Here is a 6,910-nt window from a genome sequence, read left to right on the forward strand (position 1 = left end):
CTCGCCGGCTGGCGGGGGGACGGGCACACCGCCGAGCTGCCGCCCGCGCCGCCGCTCGAACCCGGGCCGCTGGTGCTGGTCGACCGGCCCGGCTCGGTGCAGTCCTCGCTGCGCCTCGCGCTGCCCGCGGTGCCCCGCACCCACCCCGACCACGCCGCGCTGCAGCTGGCGAACCTGATCTTCGGCGGCTACTTCTCCTCCCGCTGGGTGGAGAACATCCGCGAGGACAAGGGCTACACGTACGGGCCGCACTCGCTGGTCGAGCACTCGGTCGCCGGGTCGGTGCTGGTCGCCGGCGCCGACGTGGCCACCGAGGTGACCGCGCCGGCGATGGTGGAGACGCTGTACGAGCTGGGCCGGCTGGCCACCGTGCCGCCGAAACCGGAGGAGCTGGAGCAGGCCCGCCAGTACGCGCTCGGCACGCTCCAGCTCGGCATGTCCACCCAGGCCGGCCTCGCGTCGCTGACCAGCGCGTACGCCGGCAACGGGCTCCGGCTGGGCTTCCTCGCCGAGCACGCCGCCCGGTTGGCCGCGGCGACGGTGGACGACGTGGCCGAGGTGGCGGCCCGCTACCTGGCTCCGGCCCGGGCGGTCACCGTGGTGCTCGGTGACGCCGCCCGGGTGGCCGACTCGCTGGCCGCGCTGGCGCCGGTGCGGACGGAGACACCGTGAGAGCCGGTGAGCCGGCGCCGCCGCTGGCCCGGTCCACGCTGGACCGGGCCGCCCACCTGCGGACCGACCCCACCTGGCTGGCCGAGGCCTGGGAACGGGCGCGGGTGCTGGTGCTCGACTCGGCCGACGAGGGGCGCGCGCTCGTCCGGGGCGTGGCCGCCCCGCCCGAGCTGGTCCTCGTCGGTCCCGGCGAGCTGCCCGAGGTGCCCCGCTCGGTACCGATGTTCCTCGGCGTCGAGCCGGACGGGGTGCCGGTCTTCGCGGTGGACGGGCCGCTACCGGAGCTGCCGGGCACCCGCCGGGCGCACCTGCGCGAGGTCGGCCACCTCATGAGCGACCGGGACGCCGGCGTGTTCACCACCGCGTTGGCGCTGCTCAACTGGCACCTCCGGCACGGATACTCGTCCCGCACCGGGCACCCGACCCGGATCGACGAGGCGGGTTGGTCGCGGATCGATCCCGACGGCGACCGGGCCTGGCCGCGTACCGACCCTGCCATGATCGTGCTGGTGCACGACGGGGCGGACGGCCCGGACGGCCGCTGCCTGCTCGGCAACAACGCGGCCTGGCCGAGCACCCCCGGGCTGCGTCGCTACTCATGCCTGGCCGGCTACGTCGAGCCCGGCGAGTCGGCCGAGGCCGCCGTCCTGCGCGAGGTCCGCGAGGAGGTCGGCGTCGAGGTCGCGGAGATCGGGTACGTGGCCAGCCAGTCCTGGCCGTTCCCCGGCTCGCTGATGCTCGGCTTCCTGGCCCGGGCCGACGCCGACGCGCCGATCCGGGTCGACCCGGCGGAGATCGCCCATGCCCGCTGGTTCAGTCGCCGGGAGATCGGCGCGGCGCTGGCCGACGAGCCGGTGACGGTGGACGGCGGGGATCGCCTGCTCCTGCCCCCGCCGTCGTCGATCGCGCTGTTCCTGGTGCACCGCTGGCTCGACGGCCACTGCTGACCCGCTCGGTCCGAGGTGCACGGTGCGTGACCGGCCCACCTGAGGGGTGGGGTCGACTGCGACATACCGCTGAGTCATGAATATGACCCAGCGGTATATCGCACTGGGCGAGTGTGACTGGTGCGGCGAGCGCGACCGGACGATCCGCCGACCACGCATCGCGGGGGTCCTTCCGCCGGTCGGGGCTTGCCGGGCGGGGCGTGCGGGCCGGCGGGGGGCGGGCCCGGGCGGCGGGGGTGGACACGGTCCCGGCCCGGACCGTCGTTGCCGCGGCGGTCGCGGGCCGGGAACACGGGCCGTCATGGCCGGGTGAGGCGTGGAGCGCGGCGGGGGAGCCGGTCCGGCCACGACGGACGTCAGTGGACGGTCATCCGCCGTCCCACCGGTAGGGGTGACCGGGGGCGGTCTCCTCGACGGGCAGCACCTTGACCCGGTGCCGGCCGGCGCGTACCGCACCGACGGCGGAGAGGGCGCGGGCGAGCAGGAGAGCGGCGTCCCGGTCCTCGGCGTGGACGACCTGACGGCGAGGTTCCGGCGCGCTCGTCTCGTCCCGCAGGCGGCCCCCGCCGGCCCAGGCGGCGGCGATGTCGGCGTCGGCGGCGGTACGGATCTCGGTGCGGACGATCAGGAACCGCATGGTGTCCCCCGGAGAGCGGACGGATGCGCTGGAACTTCCACGTCACTCCAGCGTCATGTTACGCCCGCGCGTCTTCCCAGCAAGTGAAACCGGCCGGCTCGACCGATCGGTGGACCCCAGGTCAGCACGGTTGTCGGGGATGGACAGGCGAGGGGCCGCCGGCGTCACGCCGACGGCCCCCGGATACTCGCCGGATCAGTTCAGGTCGAACCGACCGTTCTTCGCCCCGGTGATGAAGCCGAGCCAACCGGCCCGGTTGAACAGCAGCACCGGCCCGCCCGGGTCCTTGCTGTCCCGCAGCGCCACGGTCGCCGGCCCGGTGCCGAGCGGCGCGACCTCCACGCAGTTCGAGGTCTGGCTCCGGGTGCTCTTGCGCCAGGCGGCCCCGGCGAGCTGCCCCGCGAGGGAGGTCGTGCTGTTGCGGATCTCGTTCATGGTCCTGCTCCTGATGTGGTGCTCCGATGGGAACGAGCGACGCCGGAGCGCGGGCGGTGTCCGTCGGATCACCGTTCCGTGGTGAGGCGCCCCGAGTCCCGGCGACGCTGGGTCGGCGCCGTTGCCGGCCCGTACGCCACCGTGGACTCGACTGCCGTGCCGGTCAGCCGTCCCGTCGCCTCGATCAACCAGGAGAGGGTGTCCGATGCGGAGAGTGCCGACTCGCATAGCCACTCGAACACCACTTTATAGCGATTTAGGGTGTTTGCCTCGGTCGACATGACGTCGGTGAACCCACCTTCGATGGCCAACGTCTCCGGATCGAGGGGATCGGCGAACCGGTAGACCGAGAACGCGGTCGGCGGAAGGAACCAGTCACCCACCCGCGTGTCCCGCAGCAGAAGCCGCAGCGTCACGTTCGGCAGCAGGGCCAGCTCGCACAGGTGGACGAGTTGCTCGTGCAGGACCTCTGGTGGTCCCGCCCGCCGACCGAGCGCGGCTTCCTCCAGCACCGCGGTGTAGCGGGGCACGTCGGGGGAGCGGGTCAGCAGCGACTGGCGGGACTGCCGGGCGCGTACCTCGGTCTCCGGGTCCTCGGTCTCCGGGTCCCCGGCCTCGGCGGCCACCTGCGCCGCGGACATGATCCGGTGCCGGGCGTAGCCGGGGGTCTGCAACAGCCCCGGCACCAGCACCGGGTTGTACTCCGAGATCTCCGCGCAGCCGGCCTCCAGCTCGGCGAACGCGCGTTGCTGCTGGGTCATCACCGGGAAGTTGCGCAGCCAGCCACGCATGTCGCCGGCCTCGTGGGTGATGCCGGTCAGCTCGGCGCGCAACTCCTCGTCGGCGCCGTAGAGCGTCAGCAGCACGTCGACGTCGTCCGGGTCGGGCCGGCTCCGACCGTTCTCCAGCCGGGACAACTTGGATGCGGAGGCCCAGCCGATCCGCTCGATGACCTGGTCACCGGTGAGACCGGCCTGTTCGCGGAGCCGACGCAGCTCGGTGCCGAGTCGGCGACGGCGCAGAATCGGGCCTGGTGCGGCAGGAGGCACGGCGTCCTCTTTCCCGTCGACCGTCGCAGGACGCGACGGTAACTGTATGAAATTCGCCCCCCACGGTCAGTATGGACGGCGCGACCGGCGTCGGAGGTTCCGGCGAGGGCGTGTCACGAGACAAAAAGAGGACCGTGGAGAGCGCCTTCACCGGCGCCCGCCCCCGACGCGCCCCGTGGCGCACCCCTGCCGGAGGGAACCGATGCGCACCGTCCTGCGCCGCCCCGACTTCCGCCTCCTGTTCGCCGCACTGGTGGCGAGCATGGCGGCGGAGTCGATCCTGCTGCTCGCACTCGCCGTCTGGGTGAAGGACCTCACCGGGTCGGACAGCATGGCCGGAGCGACCATCTTCGCCGTCATCGCGCCGATGGCGCTGGCTCCGCTCGTCGGCTGGGTGGTCGACCGATACCGCCGGCGGCCGTTCTTCATCGCCGCCAACCTGGTGGCCGCCGTGCTGCTCGGCCCGCTGCTCACCGTGCGGGACCGGGCCGACGTCTGGGTGATCTACGTGGTCGCGGCGCTCTACGGCCTGTCCTACATCACCCTGACCGCGGTGCTCAACGCGCTGATCCGGCAACTGGTGCCGGCCGAACTGCTGCCCGACGCGAACGGCGCGCTCCAGACGGTCCGCCAGGGACTGCGGTTGATCGGCCCACTCGCCGGCGCCGGCGTGTACGCCGCCGTCGGTGGCTGGCTGCTGGTCACCCTGGCGATGTCCGGGTTCCTGATCGCCGCGGCGGTGGTCGGCCGGCTCCGGGTCGAGGAGAACGGGCCACCACGCCGGGTCGGCCGCGGCCCGGCCGAGCTGGGCGCGGGGCTGCGTCACCTGGCCGGCGAGGCCGCGCTGCGCCGGGCGCTGCTCGGTTACGGGCTGGGCTCGCTGGTGATGGGCTTCACCGAATCGCTGATCTTCGCGTACGTCGATCTGGGTCTGGGCCGCGACGCCGCGTTCGTCGGCGTCCTGGTCATGGTGCAGGGCGTCGGTGGCCTGGTCGGCGGCCTGTTCTCGGCCGCGGTGGTGCGCCGGTTCGGCGAGGTCGGCGCGCTGGCCGCCGGGGTGACGTTCTTCGGTCCGGCCGCGCTGGCGCTGGCGTACCCCCGGCTCTGGCTCGGGGTGGTGGCGCTGCTGCTGGCCGGCGTCTCGCTGCCGCTGACCATGGTGGGGTTGAACACGCTGGTCCAGCGGCGGACACCGCCGGCGCTGCTGGGCCGGGTGACCGCCGCCGCGGAGGCACTGGTCAGCGGGCCGCAGGCGGCCTCCATCGGCACCGGCGCGCTGCTCGTCGGCGTGCTCGACTACCGGCTGCTGTTCGCCCTGGTCGGGGCGGTCACCACGGTCGCCGGCCTCTACCTGTGGCGGGGTCGCGGGCTCACCCCGCCGGCCGTCGGCGCGCCCCGCGTCCCGACGCCGCGCCGCCCGCTCGACGACGAGGTGCTGGCCGCCGCCCGCCGGCGCCGGGCGCCCTGAACGGCGACGAGCGGCCACACCCGGAGCCGGGTACGGCCGCTCGTCACGCGCGGGCAGGTCAGCCGGGCAGGCTGGCCAGGTGCTGCTTGACCTGGTTGATCGAGGGGTTGGTCAGCGCGCTGCCGTCGTCGAAGCGCAGGGTCGGCACGGTCTGGTTGCCGCCGTTGACGCCCATCACGAACTCCGCGGCCGCGGTGTCCTGCTCGATGTCGACCACCTCGTACGCGATGCCCTCCCGGTCGAGCTGCGACTTCAGCCGGTGGCAGTAGCCGCACCACGGGGTGGAATACATCGTCAACATGGTCTGGTCCTCCAAGGGGTGACTCGCGCCCGGTCCGATCAGGCCAGGCTAACCGCTGCAACATCAGACGGGGCTGGGATGATTCCCTGCTGTGGGCGTTCACTCAGCGGCGGAACGGGTGCTGGCCGGGCTGGATCCGGAGCAGCGGTCCGCGGTGACCGCCCCGGCCGGCCCGGTCTGCATCCTGGCCGGCGCCGGGACCGGCAAGACCCGGGCGGTGACCTCGCGGATCGCCCACCGGGCGCTGACCGGCGACATCGCCGGCCGGCACGTGCTGGCGGTCACGTTCACCGCCCGCGCCGCGGCCGAGATGCGCAGCCGACTCGGTGTGCTCGGGGTGCCGGGTGTGCAGGCCCGGACCTTCCACGCGGCGGCGCTGCGGCAGGTCCGCTACTTCGCGCCCCGGCTGCTGGCCGGCCGGGCCATGCCGGAGCTGCTGGACAGCAAGGTGCGGGTGGTCACCCTGGCCGCCGCCAAGGTGGGCCTGCGCGCCGACCGGGCCGCCGCCCGGGACCTCGCCGGTGAGATCGAGTGGGCGAAGTCGTCCCTGGTCGAGCCCGGGGAGTACGTGGTGGCCGCGGCCAAGGCGCTGCGCGAGACGCCGTACGAACCGGCCCGGGTGGCCGAGGTGTTCGACGCGTACGAGCGGCTCAAGCGCGGCAACGGGGTGATCGACTTCGAGGACATGCTGCGTGCCGCCGTCTGGGGCATCGAGGAGCACCCGGACGTGGCCGAGCAGGTGCGTAACCAGTACCGGCACTTCGTGGTCGACGAGTACCAGGACGTCAACCCGCTCCAGCAGCGGCTGCTGGAGGCCTGGCTCGGCGGTCGCGACGACCTCACCGTGGTCGGCGACGCCAGCCAGACCATCTACTCGTTCACCGGCGCGACCTCGTCGTACCTGGTCGACTTCCCGCGCCACCACCGGGGCGCGACGGTGGTCCGGCTGGTCCGCGACTACCGCTCGACACCGCAGGTGGTGGGGCTGGCCAACGCGGTGATCGCGCAGGCCCGGGGCGCCGAGGCGCGGCTGCGGCTGGAGCTGCACGGCCAGCGCCCGCCCGGCCCGGAACCGGAGCTGCGGATCTTCACCGACGAGCCGGCCGAGGCCAACGCGGTGGCGGCCCGCTGCCGGGCGCTGGTCGCCGGCGGCACCCCGGCCCGGGAGATCGCGGTGCTGTTCCGCACCAACGCGCAGTCCGAGGCGTACGAGAAGGCGCTCACCGAGGCCGAGGTGCCCTACGTGCTCCAGGGCGCGGAGCGGTTCTTCGAGCGGCCCGAGGTGCGCCAGGCGATGATCGCGCTGCGCGCCGCCACGCGGTCGGTCCCCGGGGAGACGCCGCTGCGGGCGGCCGTCGTGGAGGGGCTCGCCGCGGTCGGCTGGGCGCCGGACGCGCCCCC

General features: G+C 73.9%; 8 protein-coding genes. 4 read left to right on the forward strand and 4 right to left on the reverse strand.

Annotation, left to right across the window (positions count from 1 at the left end):
* Together HUW36_RS21995 and nudC are read left to right on the forward strand one after the other, a co-directional pair.
* Nucleotides 1–672: M16 family metallopeptidase (locus HUW36_RS21995; RefSeq protein WP_174529908.1), on the forward strand; the 672-nt coding region annotated here is incomplete at its 5' end.
* Nucleotides 669–1,619 carry an NAD(+) diphosphatase gene (gene nudC, locus HUW36_RS22000; protein WP_174529909.1) on the forward strand — a complete coding sequence of 317 codons (951 nt, stop codon included), beginning with the start codon at nucleotides 669–671 and terminating at the stop codon, nucleotides 1,617–1,619. The genes HUW36_RS21995 and nudC, both read left to right, overlap by 4 nt.
* Nucleotides 1,620–1,986: 367 nt before the next feature.
* Here nudC and HUW36_RS22005 read toward each other — a convergent pair whose 3' ends face one another.
* The 3 genes from HUW36_RS22005 to HUW36_RS22015 all read right to left on the reverse strand — a co-directional run bounded on the left by HUW36_RS22005 (nucleotide 1,987) and on the right by HUW36_RS22015 (nucleotide 3,740).
* Entirely contained in the window at nucleotides 1,987–2,256 is a 270-nt protein-coding gene (locus HUW36_RS22005; RefSeq protein WP_174529910.1) for a hypothetical protein, read from the reverse strand.
* A gap of 195 nt (nucleotides 2,257–2,451) precedes the next feature.
* A complete protein-coding gene (locus tag HUW36_RS22010; RefSeq protein WP_174529911.1) occupies nucleotides 2,452–2,691 on the reverse strand; it encodes a DUF397 domain-containing protein in 240 nt (79 codons plus the stop codon).
* Nucleotides 2,692–2,759: 68 nt separating this feature from the next.
* Nucleotides 2,760–3,740 (reverse strand): helix-turn-helix domain-containing protein, encoded by a 981-nt coding sequence (locus HUW36_RS22015; protein ID WP_174529912.1) that lies wholly within the window; start codon nucleotides 3,738–3,740, stop codon nucleotides 2,760–2,762.
* A 202-nt stretch (nucleotides 3,741–3,942) separates the two neighbouring features.
* On the opposite strand from HUW36_RS22015, the gene HUW36_RS22020 reads away from it, so the two are divergent.
* Nucleotides 3,943–5,208, forward strand: coding sequence for an MFS transporter (locus tag HUW36_RS22020; RefSeq protein WP_174529913.1), 1,266 nt, complete (start codon nucleotides 3,943–3,945; stop codon nucleotides 5,206–5,208).
* 58 nt (nucleotides 5,209–5,266) lie between these two features.
* Here HUW36_RS22020 and HUW36_RS22025 read toward each other — a convergent pair whose 3' ends face one another.
* Nucleotides 5,267–5,509 carry a mycoredoxin gene (locus HUW36_RS22025; RefSeq protein ID WP_091570776.1) on the reverse strand — a complete coding sequence of 81 codons (243 nt, stop codon included), beginning with the start codon at nucleotides 5,507–5,509 and terminating at the stop codon, nucleotides 5,267–5,269.
* Nucleotides 5,510–5,600: 91 nt separating this feature from the next.
* On the opposite strand from HUW36_RS22025, the gene HUW36_RS22030 reads away from it, so the two are divergent.
* On the forward strand, nucleotides 5,601–6,910 hold a 1,310-nt coding region (locus HUW36_RS22030), incomplete at its 3' end, for an ATP-dependent helicase (RefSeq protein WP_174529914.1).

Source organism: Micromonospora maritima, assembly GCF_902825405.1.
Lineage (GTDB): Bacteria > Actinomycetota > Actinomycetes > Mycobacteriales > Micromonosporaceae > Micromonospora > Micromonospora maritima.